Source organism: Alteromonas nitratireducens (genome assembly GCF_040812025.1).
GTDB classification, from domain to species: Bacteria; Pseudomonadota; Gammaproteobacteria; order Enterobacterales; family Alteromonadaceae; genus Alteromonas; species Alteromonas nitratireducens.
Window position 1 is genome coordinate 18,916 of record NZ_JBFNPK010000012.1, and the last position, 26,092, is coordinate 45,007.

Annotated in this window: 22 protein-coding genes; 17 read left to right on the forward strand and 5 right to left on the reverse strand. The window is 52.5% G+C overall.

Annotation, left to right across the window (positions count from 1 at the left end):
• The first annotated feature begins 5 nt into the window (after positions 1 to 5).
• The 4 genes from clpX (at position 6) to AB1N33_RS11350 (ending at position 6,620) form a co-directional block, all read left to right on the forward strand.
• On the forward strand, positions 6 to 1,280 hold the full coding sequence (gene clpX, locus AB1N33_RS11335; RefSeq protein WP_411271661.1) for an ATP-dependent protease ATP-binding subunit ClpX: 1,275 nt from the start codon (positions 6 to 8) through the stop codon (positions 1,278 to 1,280).
• A 262-nt stretch (positions 1,281 to 1,542) separates the two neighbouring features.
• Complete coding sequence (gene lon / locus AB1N33_RS11340) at positions 1,543 to 3,924, forward strand: endopeptidase La (protein ID WP_411271662.1); 2,382 nt, start codon at positions 1,543 to 1,545, stop codon at positions 3,922 to 3,924.
• Between the two features lie 310 nt (positions 3,925 to 4,234).
• Positions 4,235 to 4,507 (forward strand): nucleoid-associated protein HU-beta, encoded by a 273-nt coding sequence (gene hupB / locus AB1N33_RS11345; protein ID WP_411271663.1) that lies wholly within the window; start codon positions 4,235 to 4,237, stop codon positions 4,505 to 4,507.
• 223 nt (positions 4,508 to 4,730) lie between these two features.
• Entirely contained in the window at positions 4,731 to 6,620 is a 1,890-nt protein-coding gene (locus tag AB1N33_RS11350) for a SurA N-terminal domain-containing protein (protein WP_411271664.1), read from the forward strand.
• A gap of 52 nt (positions 6,621 to 6,672) precedes the next feature.
• Here AB1N33_RS11350 and AB1N33_RS11355 read toward each other — a convergent pair whose 3' ends face one another.
• On the reverse strand, positions 6,673 to 6,843 hold the full coding sequence (locus tag AB1N33_RS11355) for a hypothetical protein (RefSeq protein ID WP_411271665.1): 171 nt from the start codon (positions 6,841 to 6,843) through the stop codon (positions 6,673 to 6,675).
• 155 nt (positions 6,844 to 6,998) lie between these two features.
• Here AB1N33_RS11355 and dapE point away from each other — a divergent pair, with 155 nt between their 5' ends.
• The 4 genes from dapE (at position 6,999) to AB1N33_RS11375 (ending at position 12,608) form a co-directional block, all read left to right on the forward strand.
• Positions 6,999 to 8,204, forward strand: a complete 1,206-nt coding sequence (dapE, locus tag AB1N33_RS11360; RefSeq protein WP_411271666.1) for a succinyl-diaminopimelate desuccinylase — start codon at positions 6,999 to 7,001, stop codon at positions 8,202 to 8,204.
• Positions 8,205 to 8,305: 101 nt separating this feature from the next.
• Positions 8,306 to 9,013 carry an ABC transporter ATP-binding protein gene (locus AB1N33_RS11365; RefSeq protein WP_411271667.1) on the forward strand — a complete coding sequence of 236 codons (708 nt, stop codon included), beginning with the start codon at positions 8,306 to 8,308 and terminating at the stop codon, positions 9,011 to 9,013.
• Positions 9,010 to 11,382: an ABC transporter permease gene (locus tag AB1N33_RS11370; protein ID WP_411271668.1), complete on the forward strand. Its 2,373-nt coding sequence runs from the start codon at positions 9,010 to 9,012 to the stop codon at positions 11,380 to 11,382. The genes AB1N33_RS11365 and AB1N33_RS11370 overlap by 4 nt, the downstream gene beginning before the upstream one ends.
• An 11-nt stretch (positions 11,383 to 11,393) precedes the next feature.
• The gene (locus AB1N33_RS11375; protein ID WP_411271669.1) at positions 11,394 to 12,608 is read left to right on the forward strand and encodes an efflux RND transporter periplasmic adaptor subunit; all 1,215 of its coding nucleotides are present in this window, start codon (positions 11,394 to 11,396) and stop codon (positions 12,606 to 12,608) included.
• Positions 12,609 to 12,620: 12 nt separating this feature from the next.
• On the opposite strand, the gene olsF is transcribed toward AB1N33_RS11375, so the two are convergent.
• From olsF to rpsT, 3 genes are all read right to left on the reverse strand, one after another.
• On the reverse strand, positions 12,621 to 14,345 hold the full coding sequence (gene olsF / locus AB1N33_RS11380) for a bifunctional ornithine lipid synthase OlsF (RefSeq protein WP_411271670.1): 1,725 nt from the start codon (positions 14,343 to 14,345) through the stop codon (positions 12,621 to 12,623).
• Between the two features lie 98 nt (positions 14,346 to 14,443).
• The gene (locus AB1N33_RS11385) at positions 14,444 to 15,241 is read right to left on the reverse strand and encodes a UDP-2,3-diacylglucosamine diphosphatase (protein ID WP_411271671.1); all 798 of its coding nucleotides are present in this window, start codon (positions 15,239 to 15,241) and stop codon (positions 14,444 to 14,446) included.
• Positions 15,242 to 15,400: 159 nt separating this feature from the next.
• Positions 15,401 to 15,661, reverse strand: a complete 261-nt coding sequence (gene rpsT / locus AB1N33_RS11390) for a 30S ribosomal protein S20 (protein ID WP_411271672.1) — start codon at positions 15,659 to 15,661, stop codon at positions 15,401 to 15,403.
• A gap of 214 nt (positions 15,662 to 15,875) precedes the next feature.
• Between rpsT and murJ the strand changes: the two genes are divergently transcribed.
• The 6 genes from murJ to ispH all read left to right on the forward strand — a co-directional run bounded on the left by murJ (position 15,876) and on the right by ispH (position 23,285).
• Positions 15,876 to 17,435 carry a murein biosynthesis integral membrane protein MurJ gene (gene murJ / locus AB1N33_RS11395; RefSeq protein WP_411271673.1) on the forward strand — a complete coding sequence of 520 codons (1,560 nt, stop codon included), beginning with the start codon at positions 15,876 to 15,878 and terminating at the stop codon, positions 17,433 to 17,435.
• 95 nt (positions 17,436 to 17,530) lie between these two features.
• Positions 17,531 to 18,454, forward strand: coding sequence for a bifunctional riboflavin kinase/FAD synthetase (gene ribF / locus AB1N33_RS11400; protein ID WP_411271674.1), 924 nt, complete (start codon positions 17,531 to 17,533; stop codon positions 18,452 to 18,454).
• Between the two features lie 70 nt (positions 18,455 to 18,524).
• Positions 18,525 to 21,344 carry an isoleucine--tRNA ligase gene (gene ileS, locus AB1N33_RS11405; RefSeq protein ID WP_411271675.1) on the forward strand — a complete coding sequence of 940 codons (2,820 nt, stop codon included), beginning with the start codon at positions 18,525 to 18,527 and terminating at the stop codon, positions 21,342 to 21,344.
• Positions 21,337 to 21,870, forward strand: a complete 534-nt coding sequence (gene lspA / locus AB1N33_RS11410) for a signal peptidase II (protein ID WP_411271676.1) — start codon at positions 21,337 to 21,339, stop codon at positions 21,868 to 21,870. The genes ileS and lspA overlap by 8 nt, the downstream gene beginning before the upstream one ends.
• Positions 21,871 to 21,873: 3 nt before the next feature.
• A complete protein-coding gene (gene fkpB / locus AB1N33_RS11415) occupies positions 21,874 to 22,341 on the forward strand; it encodes an FKBP-type peptidyl-prolyl cis-trans isomerase (protein ID WP_411271677.1) in 468 nt (155 codons plus the stop codon).
• Positions 22,341 to 23,285 (forward strand): 4-hydroxy-3-methylbut-2-enyl diphosphate reductase, encoded by a 945-nt coding sequence (ispH, locus tag AB1N33_RS11420; RefSeq protein WP_411271741.1) that lies wholly within the window; start codon positions 22,341 to 22,343, stop codon positions 23,283 to 23,285. Before fkpB ends, ispH begins: the two co-directional genes overlap by 1 nt.
• Before the next feature lie 14 nt (positions 23,286 to 23,299).
• Here the strand turns inward: ispH and AB1N33_RS11425 are convergent, their stop codons facing one another.
• Positions 23,300 to 23,686, reverse strand: coding sequence for a type IV pilin protein (locus AB1N33_RS11425; RefSeq protein WP_411271678.1), 387 nt, complete (start codon positions 23,684 to 23,686; stop codon positions 23,300 to 23,302).
• A 151-nt stretch (positions 23,687 to 23,837) separates the two neighbouring features.
• Here AB1N33_RS11425 and AB1N33_RS11430 point away from each other — a divergent pair, with 151 nt between their 5' ends.
• Genes AB1N33_RS11430 through AB1N33_RS11440 form a run of 3 tightly spaced genes read left to right on the forward strand, consistent with a single transcriptional unit; the run spans position 23,838 to position 26,090 of the window.
• Positions 23,838 to 24,362 carry a GspH/FimT family pseudopilin gene (locus tag AB1N33_RS11430; RefSeq protein WP_411271679.1) on the forward strand — a complete coding sequence of 175 codons (525 nt, stop codon included), beginning with the start codon at positions 23,838 to 23,840 and terminating at the stop codon, positions 24,360 to 24,362.
• On the forward strand, positions 24,350 to 24,973 hold the full coding sequence (locus tag AB1N33_RS11435; protein WP_411271680.1) for a prepilin cleavage protein: 624 nt from the start codon (positions 24,350 to 24,352) through the stop codon (positions 24,971 to 24,973). The genes AB1N33_RS11430 and AB1N33_RS11435 overlap by 13 nt, the downstream gene beginning before the upstream one ends.
• Complete coding sequence (locus AB1N33_RS11440) at positions 24,963 to 26,090, forward strand: pilus assembly PilX family protein (RefSeq protein ID WP_411271681.1); 1,128 nt, start codon at positions 24,963 to 24,965, stop codon at positions 26,088 to 26,090. The genes AB1N33_RS11435 and AB1N33_RS11440 overlap by 11 nt, the downstream gene beginning before the upstream one ends.
• Positions 26,091 to 26,092 lie beyond the last annotated feature (2 nt).

Sequence of the window (26,092 nt, forward strand, 5' to 3'; positions counted from 1 at the left end):
TAGCAATGAGTGATAAACACAGCAGTGACGGTGATAACAAGCTTCTTTACTGTTCGTTCTGTGGTAAGAGCCAGCACGAAGTAAGAAAGCTGATTGCAGGACCGTCCGTCTTCATCTGCGACGAATGTGTGGAGTTGTGTAACGACATTATTCGTGAAGAAATCAAAGAGATTGCACCGAAGCAGAAAAAAGACGCGCTGCCCAAGCCGCATGAAATTCATGCCCATCTTGATGATTATGTCATTGGCCAGGAGCACGCCAAAAAAGTGCTGTCTGTTGCCGTTTACAACCACTATAAACGTCTGCGCAATGGTGACGTGCACGACGGGGTGGAACTGGGCAAAAGTAACATTCTGCTGATAGGCCCTACCGGAAGCGGTAAGACCCTGCTGGCAGAGACGCTGGCGCGTTTTCTGGATGTGCCTTTCACCATGGCAGATGCGACCACACTGACTGAAGCAGGTTACGTGGGGGAAGATGTCGAGAACATCATTCAGAAACTGCTGCAGAAATGCGATTACGATGTCGAGAAAGCGCAGCGCGGAATTGTCTACATTGATGAAATTGACAAGATTTCCCGCAAGTCTGACAACCCGTCTATCACCCGCGATGTCAGCGGTGAAGGCGTTCAGCAGGCGCTGCTTAAGCTTATTGAGGGAACGGTTGCGTCGGTGCCGCCGCAGGGCGGCAGAAAGCATCCGCAGCAGGAATTCCTGCAGGTGGACACGTCAAAAATCCTGTTTATCTGTGGCGGCGCGTTCGCCGGCCTGGATAAGGTGATTGAACAGCGCGCACAGACCGGCAGCGGTATTGGCTTTGGCGCCACCGTTAAATCCAAAGAAAACCGCCCTGCTGTGAGCGAACTGTTCAGACAGGTTGAGCCGGAGGACTTGGTTAAGTACGGGCTGATCCCTGAGTTCATTGGCCGTCTGCCAGTTGTGACCAGTCTTGAAGAACTCAATGAAGAAGCGCTGATTCAGATTCTGCGTGAGCCGAAAAACGCAATTACCAAACAGTATGCTGCGCTCTTCGCGCTTGAAGATGCAGAACTGGAATTCCGTGATGACGCACTTCACGCAATTGCGAAAAAGGCGATGCAGCGTAAGACGGGTGCACGTGGTCTCCGTTCTATTGTTGAGGCCGTGCTGCTGGATACCATGTACGAATTACCGTCCATGGATAATGTCAGCAAAGTGGTTATTGACGAAACGGTCATCAAAGGCGAATCAAAGCCGATTTTGATTTACCATAACGATGAGAAAAAAGCGGCGTCGGAATAAATCTGAGCGCACAGAATAACTATGCCCCTGACTGCAAATGCAGCAGGGGCATTTTTATTTGATGCAAAGAAGAAAAGTTACGCAATCAGACCGAAATTAGGGTTGCCATCTTTGCGTAAATGAATAAAGGTAAAAGCAGAACAAAAATTCGCGATGGTACCCACTCGCGTAATAAATGCGACGACCGCACAAACCGTTTGTTGAACTTTACCATCGCACCCCCATATAAACCGACATTAGCAAGTTAAATAGAGATCCACGTATGACAGACGAGCGTGAAAATCGCCTTGAGATCCCCGTATTAGCCCTGCGGGACGTAGTAGTGTACCCGCATATGGTCATACCGTTGTTTGTTGGCAGAGAGAAATCGATCCGCTGTCTTGAGGCGGCGATGGAGAATGACAAACAGATTTTTCTGGTCGCCCAGAAAGATGCCAGCGTTGATGAACCTGAGGCGGATGACATATATACCGTAGGCACCATTGCCACCATTTTGCAGTTGCTGAAATTGCCGGACGGCACGGTAAAAGTCCTGGTAGAAGGGAATGTGCGGGGGGCTATCAGCGAGTATAGCCAGTCAGAACCGTATTTTATTGCGAGCATTGACCGCAAACACGACGAGAGCCTGCCGGAGAGTGAACAGGAAGTGCTGATCCGCTCTGCCGTATCGCAGTTTGAAGGCTACGTGAAGCTGAACAAGAAAATTCCGCCAGAGGTGCTGACCTCGCTGAACGGAATTGATGACGCAGCACGCCTGGCGGATACCATGGCCGCGCACATGCCGCTGAAGCTGACTGAAAAGCAAAAAGTACTGGAGATGGACGGTATCAACGAACGTCTTGAGTACCTGATGGCGCTGATGGAAGGCGAGATAGATTTGCTGCAGGTCGAAAAGAAAATTCGTACCCGCGTGAAAAAGCAGATGGAAAAAAGCCAGCGTGAGTATTATCTGAACGAACAAATGAAAGCCATCCAGAAAGAGCTGGGTGAGCTGGATGACGCGCCGGATGAGTTTGAAGCGCTGTCGAAAAAGATCAGCGATGCGAAAATGCCGCAGGAGGCAGAGGATAAAGCGAAATCCGAGCTGCAAAAACTTAAAATGATGTCGCCAATGTCGGCCGAGGCCACGGTGCTGCGTAGCTACATTGAATGGCTGACCAGCGTACCATGGAAAAAGCGCTCGCCGGTGAAAAAGGATCTTGCGCGTGCCGAAGCGGTACTTGATGAGGACCATTACGGACTGGAAAAGGTTAAGGAACGGATCCTTGAATACCTTGCCGTACAGCAGCGTGTGAAAAAGCTGAAAGGACCCATTCTGTGTTTGGTAGGGCCGCCCGGGGTGGGTAAGACCTCACTGGGGCAATCTATTGCAAAGGCGACCGGCCGTAAATACGTGCGCATGGCGCTTGGTGGCGTGCGTGACGAAGCTGAAATTCGCGGTCACCGCAGAACCTATATTGGCTCACTGCCGGGCAAACTGATCCAGAAAATGGCAAAAGTGGGCGTTAAAAACCCATTGTTCCTGCTCGATGAGATAGACAAGATGTCGGCAGATATGCGCGGCGACCCGGCCTCTGCACTGCTGGAGGTCCTGGATCCGGAGCAGAATAACAGCTTCAGTGACCACTATCTTGAAGTCGATTACGATTTGTCCGACGTCATGTTTGTGGCCACCTCAAACAGCATGAACATTCCGGGGCCATTGCTTGACCGTATGGAAGTGATTCGTCTTTCCGGCTATACCGAAGACGAAAAACTGAATATTGCAAAACGGCATCTCATCAGTAAACAGATTGAACGCAACGGACTGAAAGCGAACGAGCTGGAAATTACCGAGTCTGCCATCATCGGTATTATCCGCTATTACACCCGCGAGGCGGGGGTGCGAAACCTTGAGCGTGAAATCTCCAAGATTTGTCGTAAGGCCGTCAAGGATATCCTGCTTAGCAAGAGTAAAGACAAAGTGGTGGTTACCCAGGATAACCTGAAAGATTATCTCGGTGTCCAGCGCCACGACTATGGTAAAGCGGACAAAGAAAATCAGATAGGGCAGGTCACCGGTCTGGCCTGGACCCAGGTTGGTGGCGATCTGCTGACGATTGAAACCACCGCCGTGCCTGGTAAAGGAAAGATGACAACCACGGGGTCATTGGGTGATGTCATGCAGGAGTCGATTAAAGCGGCGATGACGGTGGTACGCAGTCGCGCAGAAAAACTCCGCATCAACGAAGACTTCTATGAGAAGCGTGATATCCACGTGCACGTTCCTGAGGGGGCAACGCCGAAAGACGGCCCGAGTGCGGGTATTGCCATGTGTACGGCACTGGTCTCGAGTCTGACCGGCAACCCGGTGCGCTGTGACGTTGCAATGACCGGTGAGATTACCCTGCGTGGTGAAGTACTTGCTATCGGCGGACTGAAAGAGAAGCTGCTGGCTGCACACCGTGGTGGGATTAAAACGGTGATTATTCCGCATGAAAACGAACGTGATCTTGAGGAAATTCCGGATAATGTAAAAGCCGACCTTGATATCCATCCTGTAAAATGGATTGACGATGTGCTCGATATTGCGCTTCAGGAGCCGGTTGAGAGCTTCAAGGTGGTGACAACCCGGAAAAGCAGCAAAAAAACCGCACAAAAATAGTGCAGAGAAAATGGCTGGATCACTTGATGCATAAGGGATTCAGCCTATTTTTTATTACCTTTTGAATAAAAAATAAGCAGTAAAACAAAGAAAGACTGATTTTTTTTAAATTAGGGCTTTCATGTACAAAAAGTTGTGTTACCTTTAGTGAGTACTCGCTTGAAGCCTTGTCACAAAAGGGATAGCAGCGATTCATCAATACGTTAAATATTTGTAATCACAGCTTGATGTTAATCATCATGCTTGTTATAACGTCCTAACGAAATTGTTTCGGACAACAAGATAATAACAATCGAAGGGGATCATAATCGTGAACAAGTCTCAACTCATCGACCAAATCGCTGCTGGTGCAGACATTTCTAAAGCGGCTGCTGGCCGTGCACTGGATGCTTTCACTGACGCGGTAACTAACGCTCTGAAAGACGGTGATCAAGTTGCACTGGTAGGTTTCGGTACTTTTGCAGTTCGTGAACGCTCTGCACGTAGCGGTCGCAACCCACAAACTGGTGAGACTATTCAAATTTCTGCGGCGAAAGTGCCTTCTTTCAAAGCTGGTAAAGCTCTGAAAGACGCTTGTAACTAAGCACACAAGAATAGTTAGAAAAGGCGATGGCTTGGCCATCGCCTTTTTTATTTGTGTCACAGCATCATCAACAGCACGCTAAATTGCACGAAAAGTTTCACACATCACAGTGTGCTTACGCTATAATCGCGCGTTAATTCTGACCGGCGCAGGCAGCAGTGTAACAGGCACTGGAATGGCTGCTCCGGGTTGGTGATGTAAGCAACGGAGTTGAAGTGAAATCATGCTAGAAAGAATCAGAGAAGGTTCTCAGGGCCCATGGGCAATGGCGATTATCGGCCTGATTGTCCTGAGTTTCGTGTTTGCCGGTGTGGGCAGCTACCTGACCTCTTCGGGATCAACCGCGGTCGCACAAGTAAACGGCGAGGAAATCAGTGCCCAGGAACTGGAACGTGCGTACCAGAATGAGCGCGCCAGAATGGAGTCTCAGTATGGTGAGAGTATTGCCACACTGTTTTCCAGCGAAGCCTATATGCAGGATTTTCGCCGTAATGTGCTGGAACGACTGATCGCCGATAAACTGCTGCTGCAGAAAGCCGAGGAAATGGGACTGCGCGCCAGCAATCAGCAAATCCGTGAGGCGCTGGTGTCAATGCCACAGTTTCAGTATAACGGCCAGTTCGATAATGAGCGGTTTCAGGCCGTGCTGCGTCAGAACGGTTATCAGGCAGCTGATTTTCGTAGTCTGATGCGCACGCAAATGACCCGGGGGCAGCTTTCAGCAGCACTGGGTAACTCAGAGTTTGCATTGCCTTCAGAAGTGGAACGTGCAAACGCACTGCAGCGTCAGACCCGGGATGCACGTTATATAACAATTCCTTCTGCGCCTTTCATCGAAACCGTTGAGGTGTCAGATGATGAGGTACAGGCGTATTACGATGCGAACCTGAATGCATTTGACACCGAAGAAAAGGTAAAAGTGGCTTACGTGCTGCTGGATGCCGAGAGCCTGAAGGCAGACGTCAGTGTCGCCGATGAGGATGTTGAAACGTACTATAACAACAATATCAACGCCTACCGTACAGATGAAGAGCGTCGTGTTTCACACATTCTGATTGAAGCCGGTGATGATGCTGACGCGGCAAAGGCTAAAGCGGAATCACTGCTGGCACAGATCAATGATGGGGCAGATTTTGCCGCGCTGGCAGAAGCCGAGTCTGACGACCTGTTTTCCGCAGAAAATGGCGGCGATCTGGACTTCATCACACCCGAGATGATGGATCCTGCATTTGATGAAGCGGCTTTTGCACTTGCCAGCGTAGGCGATGTGTCAGAAGTAGTGGAAACGGAATTTGGTTTTCATATCATCAAGCTGACCGATATCAAGCCTGAACAGGTTACGGCGTTTGAAGATGTGAAAGAAGAAATCCGGGATACACTGCTAAGCGAAAAAGCCCTGGATAAATTCTACGAGATGCAAAATACCATGGCGGAGCTCGCTTTTGAGATGCCCGATACACTCGAAGATGTTGCCGCGGCAATCGGTGTTCAGGTTCAGACAACACCGCTCTTCTCTCGTGCTGAGGCACCGGCTCCCTTTGATAATCCGGGTGCACTGGATGTGGCATTCTCAGACGAGCTGGTCATCGATGGTGTTAACAGTGACGTCATTGATTTAGGAAATGATACGGTTGCGGTAATGCGTGTTGCTGAGCACGAACCACAACGTACACAGTCGCTTGACGAAGTTAAAGCTTCGATTGTCAGCCGCCTGAAGTCACAGAAGGCGCAGGATGCAGCACTGACCTGGGCAGAGGAACTGGCTGCACAGATTGCGAACGGAGAGGTGGTGGATTCACTGCTGGAACAGCGTGAGCTGGCCTGGCAAACTGCTGAATCAGTGAGCCGCAATGCGTCGCAATTACCCCGCAGTATTGTGGATACGCTGTTTGTGCTGTCAGACAACGAAGGACAACGTGTTGACGTAACGAAAACGGTCAACGGCGATGTTGCGTTGGTTGAACTGCAGTCTGTACACGCGGCGCCGGCGTTAACGGACGATGAAAAAGCCCAGTTAACCCAGCAGCTGGCCGCAATGACCGGTCAACAGTCATATCAGGATTTTATTGAAGGTCTGCGTGCGCAGGCTGACATCACGATTACCATGCCCTGAACCGCTGGTTAAAGTGAGATCACAAAAGCCCGCAGTAATGCGGGCTTTTTTATTAGTGCGTCAGAAACAACATCAGCGAATAAAACGCGCCAATAACCACTGACAACACCAGAATGTACGTAAATCCTTGTTTGCCCTGTGCCAGGCTGTAGCCTTTCATCTGTAGGTAGCCAAACCACAACAGGCAGAGAATAAGCGGGATAAGCACAATGATTTTGATCACAACAGCGACTCTTACTTGTTCAGCCCATAAACACTGCTACGCTACCGCGAGTTGGTAAAAAGTACAACTGTCTCCAATTTGTCACCATTTTGTTATTTGCCCGTCATACGCAGGCGCTGTACTAAGGCCATGTCGTTTACAGTACCTGTCACTTTATGACTATTGCTTCACTCAACAATATTGTCTCACGTAGCCTGCAACATGCGCATCGCCTTATTGCCAGGCCATCGGTGACGCCCCGTGATGAAGGGTGTCAGCCTTATCTGTCCTCCTGTCTTAAGGCGTTGGGATTTGCGTGTTCGCAGCATAGCGTGAACGGTGTCAGTAATCTGATAGCCCGGTGGGGAAACGGCTCGCGGCAAATTGCGTTTAGCGGGCATACCGATGTGGTGGTTCCGGGGCCTCCCGATAAATGGCAGACGCCGCCATTTTCGCCTGTGGTGCGTAATAACCGTCTGTTTGGGCGTGGTGCTGCTGATATGAAAACGGGTATTGCTGCCATGCTGGCTGCCACCGAACGTGTGATAGACCGCGCAAACCCGGAAAACGCGACACTGTGGTGGCTGATCACGAGTGACGAGGAGGGTGAGGCTGAATATGGCTCTAAATGGATTAAACAGTGGCTCGACGAACAGGGGATCCAGCTGTCAATGTGCCTGGTGGGAGAGCCCACCGCAACGCATTGCACCGGCGATACGATAAAAATCGGGCGTCGGGGCTCCTTGTCTGCAAATATCACAGTGCGCGGTAAGCAGGGGCACGTTGCCTATCCGCATACCTGTGATAACGCCATTCACAAAGCCAGCAGGCTCGTTCAGGCGTTGCTGGACCTTGAGTGGGACAGCGGAAGCGCGGATTTTCCCGGTACCAGCCTGCAGGTTACTCACATGGATACCGGTCAGTTTACCGACAATCTGGTGCCGGGACAGACTACTATCGCTTTTAATGTCCGCTATTCACACTGCTACACTGAGGCATCACTGAAAACCCGGCTATGCGATGTCATTGAGCGCATTGCGCCAGGGTGTGATGTTACCTGGAGCCGCGCCTGCGAGGCCTATCTTAGCAAACCTGCGGTCTCAGATTGTATGATTTCTGTCGTTGAGGCTGCCATAGTAAACAGTACCGGCCGTTACCCGGTTATCAGCACATCAGGTGGCACATCTGACGGACGTTTTTTCGCATCATCTGATACCCAGGTAGTAGAGATGGGTGTACCCAACACTACTATCCACCAGGTAAATGAACATATCCATGTGTCTGATCTCATTACGCTCGAAGATATTTACGCGGATATTCTGACCACGTTGCTGGTCGATAACAGTCACAAAACAGTTGTCTCGTCGCGGGAAAAGCAATAATCCGCTTTTTCATCATAGCTTAATCTTGATCAAGTCTTAACGCGGGTCTATGGGTTAATGTATGCGCTGAGTAAACCAGTCCACGGACAAGGAGTCACCGAATGGCATCCCCTATACTTGCTGCCGAACAGTTAACGAAGACCTACATCACGGGTGACGTTGAGGTGCAGGCGCTGCGCAGTGTGGATTTTACCCTGAATAAAGGCGAGCTGGTGGTGCTGCTCGGGGCATCAGGCAGTGGTAAGTCGACGCTGCTGAATATTCTCGGCGGGCTGGATACACCGTCATCGGGCAGGGTGATCTTTGAACATCAGGATATCAGCCATGCGCCGGACCGCGAACTTACTCTTTACCGGCGCCGTCACGTTGGCTTTGTCTTTCAGTTTTATAATCTTATCCCCAGCCTGACCGCGCGTGAAAATGTGGCACTGGTCACAGAAATTGCCGACAAACCCATCCCGCCGGAAGAAGCGCTTGCTCTGGTGGGTTTAGAAGCAAGAATGGATCACTTCCCAGCACAACTGTCCGGGGGGGAGCAGCAGCGTGTGGCCATTGCACGAGCCATTGCCAAACAGCCCGCTATCTTGCTTTGTGATGAGCCAACCGGGGCGCTCGACACGCATACCGGCACGCTGGTGATGGAAGCGATTGAAAACATCAATAAAACATTAGGCACGTCTACCGCGGTCATCACGCACAATGTGGTCGTCAGTGAAATGGCACACCGGGTAGTAAGACTGGCAGACGGGCAGATAGCCGGGGTTGAGGTGAATCAGCATCGGCGTCGTGCCAGGGAACTGACCTGGTGAGGGTCAGCGCGCTGTCAAAAAAACGCTGGCGTGATTTATGGCGTCTGCGTGGTCAGGTATTTGCCGTGGCGATGGTCGTCGCATCCGGCGTTGCCACACTGGTAATGTCAATTTCCACGGTGTCATCACTTGAGAACACCACACAGGCCTATTACCAGCAGTATCACTTTGCCCAGGCATTTGCCTCGCTGACACGAGCGCCATTGCGAATAAGTGAGCAACTGTCTGCCATTGAGGGTGTCCAGGCTGTACAAACACGGATCAGCGAGTACGCTACGGTAGATGCGGTTGGTCTGAATGAGCCGGTGATGGCGCGTTTACTCTCGGTTCCTCATGACGGCCAGCCGCTGCTTAACCGTCTGGTGTTACGACAGGGGAGCTGGTTTTCTCACCGCTATGCCGATGAAGTGATTATCAGTGAGCCGTTTGCTGAAGCGCACGGTCTGGCTCCCGGCGACAGCATCAGCGTCATTATGCGTGGCAATAAACGACAGCTTCAGGTTGTCGGCATTGCGCTGTGTCCTGAATTTATCTACGCACTTGGGCCTGGAGCGTTATTGCCGGATGACAAACGGTTTGGCGTATTCTGGTTGCCTGAGGATGTGCTGGCCGCCGCCTATGATCTTACCGGTGCCTTTAATGACGTGGCCTTTTCGCTAGCCCATCACAGCGAGGCGCAGAAAGTACTCCGTGACGTTGATAGCCTGCTGGCCAAATATGGTGGCACACGCGCCTACCTGCGCAAAGATCAGCTGTCGCACTGGTTCGTCACCAATGAGATTGCGCAGCAAAAAACCATGGCGATGATTCTGCCCGGCATTTTTATTACGGTCGCCATTTTTCTGACCAGCATGGTGCTGGGGCGACTGATCGCCACCGAGCGTGCCGAAATTGGCCTGCTCAAGGCATTTGGCTACAGCAGCGGGGACATTATTCTGCACTACGTGCAAATGATGCTGATTATTGGCATTGGCGGGGTGGCACTGGGCTGTCTTATCGGTTATGGCTTTGGGTTATACAACACCAAAATGTACGCCCAGATGTTTCGCTTTCCGCTACTTATTTACGCGCTGAGTCCGCAGGTTTATGTGATGGCTCTGATTGCGGGCGTCAGTGCAGTTTTACTGGGAACGATAGGGGCCGTGAAGCGCATCAGTAAATTAACCCCGGCAAGCGCAATGCAACCGCCGTCACCTCCGGCATATCGTCCTGGCAGGCTTTTTTCACGTTACCTGATAAACCGGCTGGACCAGCCCACCCGGGTCGCACTACGCCAGATTGAGCGCTGGCCGCTGCGCTCTCTGGCAACCAGCACTGGCGTAGGATTTGCGGTCGCACTGGTGATCATGAATTTTCAGTGGCAGGATGCGCTGGATGAACTCGCGCGGGTGTATTTTCACGAGTCACAAAAGCAGTCACTGGTCATCGGGCTTTCTGAACCCCGGGCCCGCACGGGACTGTTCGACTTTTACCATCTGCCGGGTGTAATGAAAGCCGAGCCAATGCGATTTGTCAGCGTTGAATTTAGCCATGACCGCCACCAGCACCGCGGCAGTCTGACAGCGATCAGTCCCGACAGCACACTTCAGACCGCTTATGATGACTGGCAACGCAGGCCGGTCAGCGTCAGAGACGGCAGCATTATTCTTACTGCGGCGCTGGCAACAAAACTGAATGTCAGCCGTGGTGACGCCGTCACGCTGGAGTTGCTGACAGGACGCAGGCCTGTCGTCAGTGCGACAGTATCAGACATCATTGACACCTATGTCGGCATGCCGGCCTATGTAAGCCTGACGACACTGGGAAACTGGCTGCAGCAATCGCCGCAATTCGAATTCGTTAATATACTGCACGACCCGCTCCATCAGGATGCGCTATTTTCTGTGCTCAAAGAAACGCCCTATGCCGGCGCCATTACCATTAAGGCTAATGCGCTTGCCGCGTTTAATGAAACGCTGGTTGATCATCTGATGGTGCTGATTGGCATGTTTACCATACTGGCCGTGATGCTGGGAGTTGGCGTGACCTATAACAGCGCGCGTATTGCATTATCTGAGCGGGGGCGTGAACTGGCTACACTCAGGGTGCTGGGTTTTACCCGCAGTGAAATTGCCTATGTGCTGCTTGGTGAGCTTGCATTACTTACGCTGGGTGGGCTTATTGCAGGATGTGCGCTGGGTTTTGCGCTGGTGCTGGCGATTGTTCGTGCGTTCAATACGGAGCTGTTTCGTATACCGTTTTTCATTGAGCCCGCCACGTATGGCTGGGCTGTGGTGTTAATTTTTGCGGCCAGTGTGGTGTCAGCGTTGCTGGTCCGTCGCCGTATTGACAGCCTGGATCTTATCCGGGTACTAAAAACAAGGGAATAAGGAGAAGCAACATGGCAACTGTCCGGCAACGTATGGGGTTCTGGCTGCCCATTGCCGCCGTTTTTTTGCTTGGACTGACGTATGCGTTCTGGCCAAGGCCGGTGCCCGTCCATATGACAGAGATTACGGAGGGGCCGCTGCAGGTCAGCATTACCGATGAAGGAGATACCCGCATTCATGATGTGTATACGCTGTCGGCCCCCATCTCCGGACAGGTGCGTCGTATCCATCATCATGCCGGTGATGCCGTGGTGGCTGGTGAGACGATTGTGGCTGAAATCGAGCCGTCTGAGTCGGCCTTTCTCGATCCTCGAACCCGGGCGGAAACGCTGGCCAGCAAACAGGCGGCGGAATCAGCCAGACATCAGGCCGAGGAGGCCGTGAAACAGGCGCAGGCAGACTTTGACTTTGCCGACAGTGAGCTTGCCCGTATTCGTCCACTCGCCGCCAGTGGCACCGCGTCACAGCGGGAGCTGGATGATGCGGTGCGTCAGTACAAATCGGGTAAGGCCAGGCTGGCGAACAGCCAGGCGGCGCTGCAGATGCGCAACTATGAGGTCAAACGCCAGGACGCGCTGTTAGCGCCGCCTGCAGCGCCAGACTCTCCTGGCCGTTGTGGTGAGTGCATGAGTATTCGCTCTCCGATTACCGGCACCATTTTACGTGTGCTGACACGCAGTGAAGGGGTAGTCCAGGCAGGAACCCCGTTACTGGAAATTGGCGATGCAAAAGATCTTGAAGTCGTGGTTGAACTTCTGTCATCACGTGCTGTTATGGTGGAGCCCGGGATGCCTGTTCGTCTGCAAAACTGGGGCGGGGAGACGCCATTGTGGGGCAGGGTAGACCGGGTTGAGCCGGTAGGGTTTACCAAATATTCCGCCTTAGGGATTGAAGAGCAGCGCGTTAATGTGATTGTCAGTTTTACCAGTCCTTATGAGGAGTGGGAAAAGCTTGGACATGGCTATCAGCTCGATGCGTCGGTGATCTTATGGGAGGCCGACCACGTGCGCAAAGTCCCTGTGACCGCGCTGTTTCGCGAAGCCGGGAACTGGCATGTGTTCGTTGTCAGAAACGGAAAAGCGGTTCGTCAGGCGGTGTCGATTGGCAGAAAAAATGACAATGAGGCAGAGGTCACGGATGGATTACAAGCGGGAGACAGAGTGATTACCTATCCCAATGACACGCTGACCGATGGCACGGCAGTCAGCGTCTCAAATGCTACCTGAACGGTGGCGGCGCTACGCCGTTTGGCATAGCCCGGCCTCAGACAGGTAGCGTCTGCGCTTCTTTTCAGTCAGCTTGTGCATATCAACCGTAATCAGACCATCAATGCAGTCATTGAAGTCGGGGTCGACGTTAAAGTTAAGAAATGCCGCGCCGCCGGGCTCGCATACCTCGGTGTACTGCTTATAAAGCGTGGGTACGTTCACTCCCATGTTGGCCAGCAAATGCTTCAGCGTGCAAAACTCTTGTTTGTAATTGTCACCGCTAAAGGTATGCAGCACATCATTGGAGATCTGATAGGGGCGCTTTGCCCCTGCTTTGCCGTATCGGGCCGGGAAATAAGTGGAGTAAAATGCGACAATCAGATCTTTAGCAACCTGAGGGTAGCTGTCTGACAGAGAGACTGCGCCGAACAGGTATCGGTATTTGGGATAGCGCGTTAAAAAGGCCCCGATGCCAAACCACAGGTAGTCCAGGCTGCGCTTGCCCCAGTAGCGAGGCTGAACGAAACTTCGTCCCAGCTCCAGCCCCTGCTCGAACAAGGTGTGACAGGCATCCTCGTCATAGTTAAACAGCGTGGCGGAATACAGCCCGGTCGGATGGCCGGCGGCGGTAAGTTCAGCCGCGTCGGCAAAGCGATACGCGCCAACAATTTCCAGATCATGGTCATCCCACAGTACCAGGTGGAAATAGTAGGGATCATACTGGTCAATATCGCGTCGGTTATTGGTGCCTTCGCCAACCGCACGAAACGCAATTTCTCGTAGACGACCTATTTCTCGCATGACCGGCGAGCTGGACTGATAGCGATAAAGATAAATGGATTTACCATCGCCGGTATAACCCAGATGCTCACACTGTTGCCGGATAGCGGCGCTTAACGCTTTTCTGTCCTCAGGCATGGCGACCGGTGCCTGCGTCGCGAATACGCCTTTCTTGTTGTTACCTATCCGGTAAAGATGGCGTTTAAACAGTCCGACCTGGGCTTTCTGGCCCAGAGTGAGCTGTGCAAACGACGAGAAGGGGATTAACTCACCAATGCGCATCGGCAGGTGCCTGGTCCGCTGTCTGAACATTTCCTTGACCAGCAGCGCGGTGGCCAGGGGCTTGTACACCATCGATACGCCATAAAATAACGGTGAGTTTTTCGCGTCAATATAAACCGGCAGTATCGGCGATGTCGTCTGCTTTGCCAGGCGCAGAAATCCGCTGTGCCAGCGGGTATCCCTGACACCCTGAGGGCGCAGTCGAGATACCTCTCCCGCCGGGAAAATCAGTACTGCGCCATCCTGATTCAGATGTGAATGAATCGCTTCAAGGTGCTGTCGGGGCGTTCCGCCCTGCATGTTGTTCACCGGCAGTAACATATTGTGCAGCGGTGAAATCGCCATGAGCATTTCATTGGCCACCACTTTCAGATCCCGCCGGACCTCACTCACCAGCTTAATAAGGGCCAGTGCATCCAGCGACCCAATCGGATGGTTGGCGATGATCACAACCCGTCCTTCTGACGGGATCCGCTCTTTTTCTACATCACGGGTCGAATAACTGATATTGAAATACTGCAGAACCTGTTCGACAAAATCGATATCTTCGTAGTGCGGGTAGGTTTCACCAAACTCGATGATCTCCTTTTCGTGAAGCAAATGACGCAACACGAACGAGGCAGACTTAAACAGCCAGGGCTTGCTGGCAACGGCAGGGTAATGTCTGGTCAGAACGTCATCGACAGTAAACATGGCATTTCCTTTTTTTTCGCAGACAATAGCAGCGCTTTATGACGCTTTTTGCACACTTTGATTGCAGATAATTGACAATGGCATGCGGCATGCCACGGTCAGGCGGCCTTTGAGGCAGCGACCCGGTCAGGTTGTTTCTCACACAGCGTCATCCGCCTGATGTCATGGAAATAAACCAACTCCAGGGTGCCGTCCGGGGTTTCACACAATGCACTGCAGTTTTCAATCCAGTCTCCGTCATTGATATAGTGGATGCCGTCTTCCATTGTGCTTTGGGGGTGATGAATGTGTCCGCAAATAACACCATCCAGACCGAGTTCGGCCGCGCGTCGGCAACAGGCCTGACGGTAGCGGGCAATGGCCGCATTCGCGCCTTTTATGTGTTGTTTGATGTAGCCGGCCAGTGAAAAATAATCGCGTTTCTGGAGTTGTCGCAGGCGGTTATACCAGCGGTTAACAAACAGCAGCAGGTCATAGGCCTTATCTCCCATCCATGCGTGAAACCGCCCCAGCGTGACGTCGGCGTCAAACTGGTCGCCATGTAATACAAGATAGCGCTTGCCTGCGGCTGTGGTGTGGATGAGTTCGCGTTCAAATTCAATATCACCGAACGACATGCCGCTGTAGGTTTGCAAGGGAGCGTCGTGATTACCCGGCAGGTATACGATACGGGTGCCCTCATGCGACATTTTCATTAACGTGTGCATGACCTGATTATGGGCGTCCGGCCAGCGAAATTGCCGCTGCATTTCCCACATATCGACGATATCTCCAACCAGATAAAGAGCATCAACTTCAACAGTGGCTAAAAATGACAGCAGAAAATCTGCCTTACAATCTTTATTGCCTAAATGAATGTCGGACAGCCAGAGCGAACGGTATCGACGTTGTTGCATAACAGCTCCAAAGTGATGAACTTTGGACACTCAGCGTACGCCGGGGCAATGACAGAGATGTGACGGGCGGTTGACAGTTTAGTGAAAGCGCTGTGGCAACCTGATGACAGGCATAAAAAAAGCGCCATCGGCGCTTTTTTAAAGATAAGATAAAGAACCTTACAGCGCTTTGATTTGCGCAGCAAGACGGCTCTTATGACGTGCCGCTTTGTTCTTGTGAATCAAACCTTTGGTTGCCATTCTGTCAAGAATCGGCGTAGCAGCAGCGAATGCCGCCTGAGCACCTTCTTTGTCGCCTTTAGCGATAGCAGCTACTACTTTTTTGATACTTGTACGTGTCATGGAGCGACGGCTGGCATTATGCTGACGACGCTTTTCGGCTTGAATTGCACGTTTCTTAGCAGACTTAATGTTAGCCAAGGTGTAACTCCCAAAAAATAAATTCATGTCAAAATCGAGGGTGCGGATTATGCGTATCTATCGCCCAAATGTCAAACGATTTTCCACAAAAACCTTGGCCCAGACGCTTCATGCAGACCCGACCGCAGGAGGAACTAAGCATTCCGGTTTGCCTGCGCTTCCGCTATGATAGGGGCTGATTCCAGAATTTACACAATTGAAGCACAGAGGGCGTGTGTCAGGGAAGCTAATTAAATCCGGTTTGATTGTCAGCGCGATGACGCTGATTTCACGTGTTCTGGGGCTGGCAAGGGACGTGGTCGTGGCGCGCCTGATGGGAGACGGCGCCGCGGCGGATGTGTTTTTCTTTGCCAATAAAATTCCCAATTTTCTGCGCCGTTTATTCGCCGAGGGGGCGTTTGCCCAGGCGTTTATACCGGTACTGACCGAAGTTCACCATCAGGATGACAAAGCGAAGCTTAAGGCCTTTATTGCGAAAGTGTCGGGCACGCTGGGCGCTATTGTTTTCGTGGTCTCGCTGATTGGCGTGCTGGCATCGCCGGCACTGGCGGCGCTGTTTGGCGCCGGTTGGTTTGTCGACTGGCTGGCAGACAAACCGGATGGCGCGAAATTCGTCCTTGCCTCGGCCATGCTGAAAATTACCTTCCCTTACCTTGCCTTTATTTCGCTCACCGGACTGGCTGGTGCCATCCTCAATACTCTGAATAAATTTGCTGTGGCCGCATTTACGCCGGTGTTGCTCAATATCAGCATTATTTTGTTCGCTGTGTTGCTCGCGCCGCGACTGGATCAGCCCGCGTTTGCGCTTGCCTGGGGCGTCTTTGCCGGGGGCGTGGTTCAGCTGGCATTTCAGTTGCCGTTTCTGTTTCGTGCCGGGCTGCTGGTTAAGCCTCGCTGGGGCTGGCACGACCCGCAGGTAAAAAAGGTACGCACGCTCATGATCCCGGCATTGTTTGGCGTGTCGGTGGGTCAGATTAACCTGTTATTCGATACCTTTATCGCCAGCTTTCTGGTGACCGGTTCAATCAGCTGGCTGTATTACTCAGACCGGTTGCTCGAATTTCCGCTGGGCTTGTTTGGGATTGCGATTGCAACGGTGATCCTGCCATTGCTGTCGCGTAATCATGTGGCCAATGACCCTGAGGCTTTCTCGGCCAATATGGACTGGGCAGTGCGGATGGTTTGTCTGCTTGGGATCCCCGCAGCGGTTGGCCTGGCATTTATGGCTGAACCAATATTAACCGTGATTTTCCAGCGCGGGGCGTTCAGTGCCGAGACGGCGCGTATGGCATCATATTCACTGATGGCCTACAGCACGGGATTGCTAAGTTTTATGCTGGTTAAAGTCCTGGCTCCGGGATTTTACTCGCGCCAGGATACCCGCACACCGGTCAAATTTGGTATCTGGTGTATGATTGCCAACATGGTGTTTAACCTGGTACTGGCACTGCCGTTCGGGTATGTCGGGCTGGCCATTGCAACCAGTATGTCGGCCACAATGAACGCCGTTTTACTGTATTACACGTTACATCGTCAGGGCGTGTTTGCGCTGTCACCCACGACCGTCCTGTTTGTGATAAGAATTGTGCTTGCCAGTGCGCTAATGGCCGCGATTATTCTGTTCAGAGACAAAGGCTCAGCATTTTACGCGTTATCAATCAGTCAGCAGATAATGGATGTGGCTGCGACGATTGGCCTTGCCGTATCGGGCTTTTTGCTGGTCTGCCTGATACTGGGGATAAGACCGCGTCATCTTTCGTCTGCAGCACAGTAAAACTCGGCGCAGGAGGAATTGGTATTCGGCCGTGAGTCGTTTATAATCGCCGGCTTTATCAGTCAATAACTAAGACCAGAAGGCAGTAACTGACAGTGGAGCTTGTCCGCGGACTTCATAACCTGCGCCCTCATCACAAGGGCTGTGTGCTTACCATCGGTAAATTCGACGGTGTGCACCGCGGTCATCAGGCCGTGCTCGAGAGCCTCAGGGCAAAAGCGGCGGCCCTGTCGTTACCAGCCAGTGTCATGGTGTTCGAGCCTCATCCGGAAGAAGTTTTTTCGCCAGCGACAGCGCCTGCGCGGCTGAGTCCGCTGCGCGAAAAGTATCTGCTGTTGAAACAGCAGGGCATTGACAGGCTGATTGCCGTGCAGTTTAACCGGGCGTTTGCCAGCCAGTCGCCAGAAGCGTTCATCGCTTCCCTGTTGGTTAAACAACTTGGTGTCAGATTTCTTGTGGTAGGGGATGATTTCCGGTTTGGTAAAGGCCGGGAAGGCGATTTTGCGATGCTTGAGGCAGCTGGCAGACAGTGGGGATTTGACGTGGTCAGCACCCAGAGTTTTTGCATCGATCATCATCGCATCAGCTCGACCGCGGTGCGCGATGTGTTGGACAGCGGCGAGTTTAACCGGGCTACAGAAATGCTAGGCCGACCGTTTTCAATTCGGGGGCGCGTGGTTCACGGAGAAAAGAAAGGCCGTACGATCGGCTTTCCCACCGCAAACGTACTGTTAAAACGCTGCCGCTCTCCGATACACGGGGTCTTCGCGGTGACCGTTGAAATAGCGGGGGCACACTACAAGGGCGTGGCAAACGTCGGCTCACGACCAACGGTGAATGGACAGCGTAACCAGCTTGAAGTGCATCTTTTTGACTTCTCCGGTGATTTGTACGGTCGCTCAATTGATGTGTATCCGGTTGAGAAATTAAGAGATGAAAAGAAATTCGCTTCGTTTGAAGCGTTAAAAGAACAGATAGCACGTGACGCCGACAAGGCACGTCAGGTGCTACAGGCGTAACGAACACAGCAGTCAGCCGGCAACCTTGCCGGCTTTTGTGCGTAAACAGGCAGATGGACAAAACAGATATATGAGTGATTACAAAGCCACACTGAACCTCCCTGAAACCGATTTCCCGATGCGGGGAAATCTGGCGCAGCGCGAGCCGCAGATGCTGAAAAGCTGGCAGGAAAAGACGCTCTATCGTCGGATCCGCGAGGCAAAAGCAGGAAAAAAACCATTTATCCTGCATGACGGCCCTCCGTATGCGAACGGCGATATTCACATTGGTCATGCGGTCAATAAAATCCTGAAAGATATCATTGTAAAGTCAAAAACCCTGTCTGACTTTGACGCGCCTTATGTTCCGGGTTGGGACTGCCACGGCCTGCCAATCGAGCTGATGGTGGAGAAGAAAGTTGGCAAGCCCGGTAAAAAAGTGACCGCGGCCGAGTTCCGCCAGAAATGCCGTGACTATGCGCAAAAGCAAATTGACGGACAGATGGCTGATTTTAAACGTCTGGGCGTGTTTGGCGAATGGGATAAGCCTTATAAAACGATGGATTTCAGCAGCGAAGCAGACATCATTCGGGCGCTGGGTAAAATTGTCGATTCAGGACACCTCGAAAAAGGCTTTAAGCCGGTTCACTGGTGTACCGACTGTGGTTCGGCGCTGGCGGAAGCCGAAGTCGAATACAAAGACAAAGTGTCACCTGCCATTGATGTGAAATTCCCGGTTTCCGACAGCGATGCTATCGCGGCGGCCTTCGGTGTCAGCGCGGCTGATTTGGACGCGCACAAGGCGGGTGTCGTTATCTGGACGACAACCCCATGGACGCTGCCTGCAAACCGCGCTATCAGTCTGCATCCGGAACTGACCTACGCACTGATTGAACTGACTGACAAAAACGAATGGGTTGTCATCGCGCAGGATCTCGTAGAAAGCTGCATGCAGCGTTACGGCGTTACACAGTATCGTGAAGTGGCGACCTGCATTGGGGCATCACTGGAAAACCTGCAGGTGCAGCATCCGTTTTTGGATATCACCGTTCCGCTTATCCTGGGTGAGCATGTCACCACAGAATCCGGAACAGGCTGTGTACATACTGCACCTGCACACGGTGTGGATGACTTTAATGTTGGTAAGCAGTACGGCATTGAAGTCTACAATCCGGTCGGCAATAACGGTGTCTATTTGGATAATGTGCCTCTGTTTGCCGGTCAGTTTGTGTTTAAGGCCAACGACGCGATTATCGATACCGTTGCTGAGCACGGTAACCTGCTGTTGAACGTGAAATACGAGCACAGCTACCCCCATTGCTGGCGACACAAAACCCCGATCATTTTCCGTGCGACACCACAGTGGTTCATCAGTATGGATAAAAATGGTCTGCGTGATGCGTCGCTGGAACAAATCAAAAAAACGCAGTGGATCCCGGAGTGGGGGGAAAACCGCATCGAGAAGATGGTAGAAGGCCGGCCTGACTGGTGTATCTCTCGTCAGCGCACCTGGGGTGTTCCTATTCCCTTGTACGTCCACAAGCAAACCGGCGAACTGCACCCTCAGACCTCGTCACTGATCGAGAAGGTGGCGCAAGAGGTTGAAAAGACCGGCATCCAGGCATGGTGGGATCTTGACGATGCTGCGCTGCTGGGAAGTGATACCGATGCCTACGACAAGGTCACTGACACGCTCGACGTCTGGTTTGACTCAGGTGTCACGCACTACTTTGTGGTTGACCGTCGTGATGACATTCCTGCTTCTGCAGATTTGTACCTGGAAGGTTCTGATCAGCACCGTGGCTGGTTCATGTCGTCACTGATGACCTCAACTGCCATGCATGGCCATGCGCCGTATAAACAGGTACTGACGCACGGTTTTACGGTGGATGCACACGGTAAGAAGATGTCCAAGTCACTGGGTAATGTGGTCGCGCCACAGGAAGTTACTAATAAGCTCGGCGCGGATATCCTGCGTCTGTGGGTGGCCTCTACCGATTATCGTGGCGAAATTGCCGTCTCGGATGAAATCCTCAAGCGTGCTGCCGATGCCTACCGCCGCTTGCGCAATACCGCACGTTTCCTGCTGGCCAACCTCAACGGGTTTACGCCGGACAATGCTGTGGCAGATGCTGACATGGTCGCGCTGGACCGCTGGATTGTCGGACGTGCCAGGGCGTTACAGAACGAATTGATTGACGCCTATGAGAAGTATGATCTGCTGGTGGTAACACAAAAGCTGATGCACTTCTGCTCGGTTGAGCTGGGCGCGTTTTACCTGGATGTCATTAAAGACCGTCAGTACACCGCGAAGGCGGACAGTGTGGCGCGTCGCTCTTGTCAGACAGCCTTGTACCATATCGTTGAGGCGCTGGTCCGCTGGATGGCTCCGATCACCAGCTTTACCGCGCAGGAAGTCTGGCAGGCGCTGCCAGGCGAGCGCAGCGAGTTTGTGTTTACCGAAAGCTGGTACACCGGGTTTGACGGCTTCAGCGCAGACGAGACATTCGGTGACGATTTCTGGCATGCCGTTCTGGACGTGAAAGACGCCGTTAACCAGGCGATGGAGCAGAGCCGGAAAGAAGGTAAGCTGGGTGGTTCACTGGAGGCCGCGATTTCACTTTACGCTTCAGACAGCCTGTATGCCACCCTGGCTCAGCTGGAAGATGAACTGCGCTTTGTACTGATTACCTCTGCTGTGTCACTGCATAAAGCTGATGAGGCGCCGGCTGACGCGCTTGAGACCGAACTCGAAGGCTTACAGCTGCGGGTTGAGAAAAGCCAAGGCAGCAAGTGTGTACGTTGCTGGCATCACCGCGAAGACGTAGGCAGCGACAGTACCCATCCGGAACTGTGTCAGCGCTGTATTACTAATGTCGACGGACAGGGCGAGACACGTCATTATGCTTAAGTTGTTTACCCAGACCGGACTGCGTTTTTTATGGCTGAGTGCCCTGGTGTTCGGTCTTGATCAATGGAGTAAGTATGCAGTGGCAGACAGTCTGTCACTGTATCAGTCAGTTCAGGTTATGCCGCTGTTTAACCTGACTTACGTACATAATTACGGTGCAGCGTTTAGCTTTCTGCATGGTGCAGGGGGCTGGCAGCGCTGGTTTTTCACTGCCATTGCAGTGGTAATCAGTGTGCTGATTGTGTGGTGGCTGCGTCAGAGTGAGCGCCAGCAGGTGCGTTTACCGGTGGCGTTTGCGTTCATTCTTGGCGGTGCGCTGGGCAATGTGTATGACCGTGTAGTACATGGCTATGTGATTGATTTTCTGGATTTTTACGTGGGGGATTGGCACTGGCCCGCCTTCAATGTTGCAGACAGCGCCATTTTCGTGGGTGCCGCGCTGCTGATACTCGATATGCTGATGGGGAATTCGCAGGAAGAATCACCTGACACAGCGTCTTCTGCTGACAATGAGAGAGGAAACTAAGGCATGACAGATAATCTGGTGATTGGCGCCAAGTGCGAAGTGATCCTGCATTTTGACCTGAAACTGGAAGACGGCTCTGCCGCAGACAGCACGCGGGTAAACAACAAACCAGCAAAGCTGGTGATGGGCGACGGCAGTCTGACGCCGAACTTTGAGGCGTGTTTGCTCGGGCTGAAAAAAGGCGATAAAAAAGCTTTTACGCTGCCAGCCGAAGATGCGTTTGGCAGACCCGACCCGAACAACATTCATTATATGGACCGCAGCCGCTTTGGTGCTGATATGGCCATCGAAGAAGGCATGATTCTGGCGTTTGCCCAACCAGACGGTACTGAAGTGCCTGGCATCATTCGCAGTGTGGCAGGCGACTCGGTTACCGTTGACTTTAATCATCCACTAGCTGGCCACACGGTGATTTTTGATGTTGAGATCATTGACGTGCGGCCAGGGAAGACGACAGAGGGCAACGAATGATGCAAATCCATCTGGCCAACCCGCGCGGTTTTTGTGCAGGCGTTGATCGCGCCATTACCATTGTTGAGCGCGCACTGGAAATGTTTAAGCCGCCCATCTATGTGCGTCACGAAGTAGTACACAATAAGTTTGTGGTTGACGGACTCAAAGCCCGTGGTGCGGTATTCGTTGACGAGCTTAATGAAGTGCCCGACGACAGTATTGTCATTTTTTCCGCGCACGGGGTGTCGCAAGCTGTCAGAAAAGAAGCCGATGCCCGCGGTCTGAAAGTGTTTGATGCCACGTGTCCGTTGGTCACCAAGGTCCATATGGAAGTGACCCGTGCCAGCAAAACCGGTACGGAATGCATCCTTATTGGTCACGCAGGTCATCCGGAAGTGGAAGGCACCATGGGCCAGTATGATAACCCGAAAGGGGGTATTTACCTGGTTGAGTCTGAGGGTGATGTCGATTCCCTGGTCGTGAAAAATCCGGAAAATCTGTATTACTGCAGTCAGACGACCCTGTCTGTCGACGATACCGCTGATGTGATTGACGCGTTGCGTGCGCGTTTCCCCGCCATTCAGGGGCCCCGTAAAGACGATATTTGTTACGCTACCCAAAACCGTCAGGATGCCGTTCGTTCACTGGCTCAGGACTGTGAAGTGCTGCTGGTGGTTGGTGCACAGAACAGCTCTAACTCTAATCGGCTGCGTGAACTGGCGGAAAAAGTCGGCGCACGTGCTTATCTGATTGCCGATGCAAACTGCATTCAGGAAGCGTGGCTGGAGGGTGTCGAACATGTTGGTGTCACTGCCGGCGCGTCGGCACCGGAGATTCTGGTTAAAGGGGTGGTCAACCGGCTGACCGAATGGGGAGCTGTTAAGGCCAGCGAGCGACCGGGTCGTGAAGAAAATATCGAGTTTGCCGTACCCAAAGAACTGCGTGTTCAGCAAATCAGCTGAACACGTAGCTGTTCCTACCAACATGCCGCCGGCGTGCGCGCCATAGACTGATTAAGGGTCATCTCAGTGCACGCGGTGTCTTTCGTCTGATCGCCTTTTGCGGTTGCTACCAGGGTATAGGTTGTTGCAGTCACATCCCGGACCGAATACGTATACTGGTCTGAGGCGGGCATACCCAGGTCGTCCGCAGCAGCATAACTGGCATTATTCAGGCGATAGTTTTCCTGCTGAAGTTTTAGCTGCAGTAATACCTTTTGTGCATCCTGTCTGCGCGACTCTCTGACATTGTCTGTAAACGACGGAATAGCCAGCGCCGCTAGGATGCCGACGATAACCAGCACAATCATGAGTTCAACCAGCGTGAGACCGCGCTGGCACGGTTGTGTTTTTATCTTCCTCATACCTAATCATCACCACTAATACGTTGGATAACCGCTGACTCCGCTACTATATAGTACAGGGGAGTGTCCTGGTTACTTATAGAATGTCATAAGTGTAGCAGCCGCACTCCATTCTTTACGTGTTTTGAATAATGTATTGGTATTGAACAACATGCGGTCAAAAAACAGCGGTTTTACGCTTATCGAAGGGCTTGTCACGGTATCGATTATCGCCGTGCTGGTTGCTATCGGCGGGCCTGCGGTGTTGCGTGCGCAAAGTTCGGTTGTCGCCGCCGGTGCAGTGGAAGGCAGCTTTTTTACGCTGCAAAAAGCCAAGTCTGACGCTATCAGAAGCGCGACCAACATCCTGGTTGATTTTAACACCGGCGACAACTGGTGTATGGGGATAACCGATCAGCCAGACTGCGATTGTACGACAGCCAATTCCTGCACCGTTGATGGTGTTGAGTCAGTGCTTAGCGGAGCTGACTTTCCCGGCATGACGCTGGATGAAACGACATTCGCAGACAATCAGATCAGTTTCGACCGCGTGCGCGGGCTCCCGGTCGCAGGCGGTGGCTCGTTTGACATGTCTGATTCCGATCGTGAGGTGCGTATCTCAATGAATGTAATTGGGCGCATTACCGTGTGCACTGTCAGTGGCGAACTGAGGAATTATTCTCCATGCGTTCCATAAAACAGCAATCAGGGCTGTCCATTTTCGAATTACTGATAGGCCTGGCACTTGGTACTGTAGCGTTAACCGGTCTGGCGTCGTTAACCGGCTTTGGTATTGGTATGAACGCCAATATGGTGAGGTCATCGACCCTGAACGAAGAAACCTACTCGGTGGTGCAACTGATGCATAGGGATCTCCGTCGGGCCGGTTTTTCTGGTGACACAATAGCGATGGTAACGGATCCCGAAGCTAATCCATCGCCCTTTGCCGATTCCATTGTGACCAGTGCCTATCCGGATGAAGCCCCGAACAGCTGCATTTTATTCACCTACGACGCAGATGGTGACGGTGACCTGGATAATGGTACTGAGGAATTTGGCTATCGCCTGCGCAGTGGCCGGCTGGAGATGCGACAGGGTGGCCTGGACTGCACTCAGGAAGACTGGGTAGCTATTACCGATACCGATAAAAGCACCATACGTCAGCTGACATTCACGCTTGATCAGGATGTTACGGCAGGTGTTCCGGTCACCTATGCGACCATCGCAATTGTGTCTGAGAGTTCGGCGAACGACGCCATTTCCCGTCGCTACACGAAAACATTTCTGGTAGAAAATCATGATGGTTAATACGCGTACCTCACTGCAAAATCAATCAGGGCTGGCCACATTGACGGCTGTTCTGATGCTGTTGATCGTGATCACGCTGGTTACCGTGTTTACCGGCAGGATCAAGTCCTTTGAGCATCAGATCATGCTTAACGAGCAAAACCAGCTCATGGCGTTTAGTGCCGCGCAGGCCGGCCTAGAGCGGGGGCTCAGCCAGTTAGGTGAGGAGCCATCCTGGGATGGCACCGCCTTTACCAACACACTGCCTAACATGACGCAATTTACCGTCAGCGCGGTGGAGCAGGATATCGAGCGTGAGAGTGCGAGTCTGCGTCTGTTTACGTTTACCTCTGTGGGGACCTCTGCCGACGGTCTCGGCACGTCCACGCAAACCATTCAGGCGATTCAGTACTCGGTACTGGCCAATCCGCCGGATGTGCCACTTATTGTTGCAGGCGGTCTCGGTGTGAGCGGTAACTTTGAAGTTGCCGCGAACCCGAACGGCGGCGGAGAGGGGGTACCGCTGTCAATCTGGACCGATCTGAATGTGGATTTGACCAGTGGCAGCGGGAGTACCTGTGGCCTGCAGGAATTCAGCGATGGAAACTGTAGTACCGATACCTACTCGGAAAAAGGCTTCAAAGACTCGGATATCCTCGACAATGACCCGGCGTTCCCGACTGATTTGATGGAATATCTGTTTAATGTGCCGGAAGCTGAGTGGCCGTCACTGCGGGCGGATGCAGATGAAAGACTGGCGAATTGCTCGTCACTGGATGCCGCGAGCAGTGGACTGATTTGGGTGGATGGTGACTGTTCGCTAAATGCCAACGTGATTGTTGGCAGCGTGTCTGATCCGGTGATTCTGGTAGTTACTGATGGCGATCTCACCATGAATGGTGGTGCTGAAATAAACGGCATGCTGTTCTCATTCAGAAAGCCGGGCACCGTCACCGACTTTGAACTCAATATGATAGGGGGTGCGCGGGTAAATGGCGTTGTCGCATCCAATCATGAGGTAGGGCACTCAGGTGGTACCTACAATTCTGTTTACGACGCCGATATCCTCGCCGAGCTGGAGCAAAACGATGCATTCCAGCGGGTTGCCGTTGTACCCGGTAGCTGGCGGGACTTTTAGGA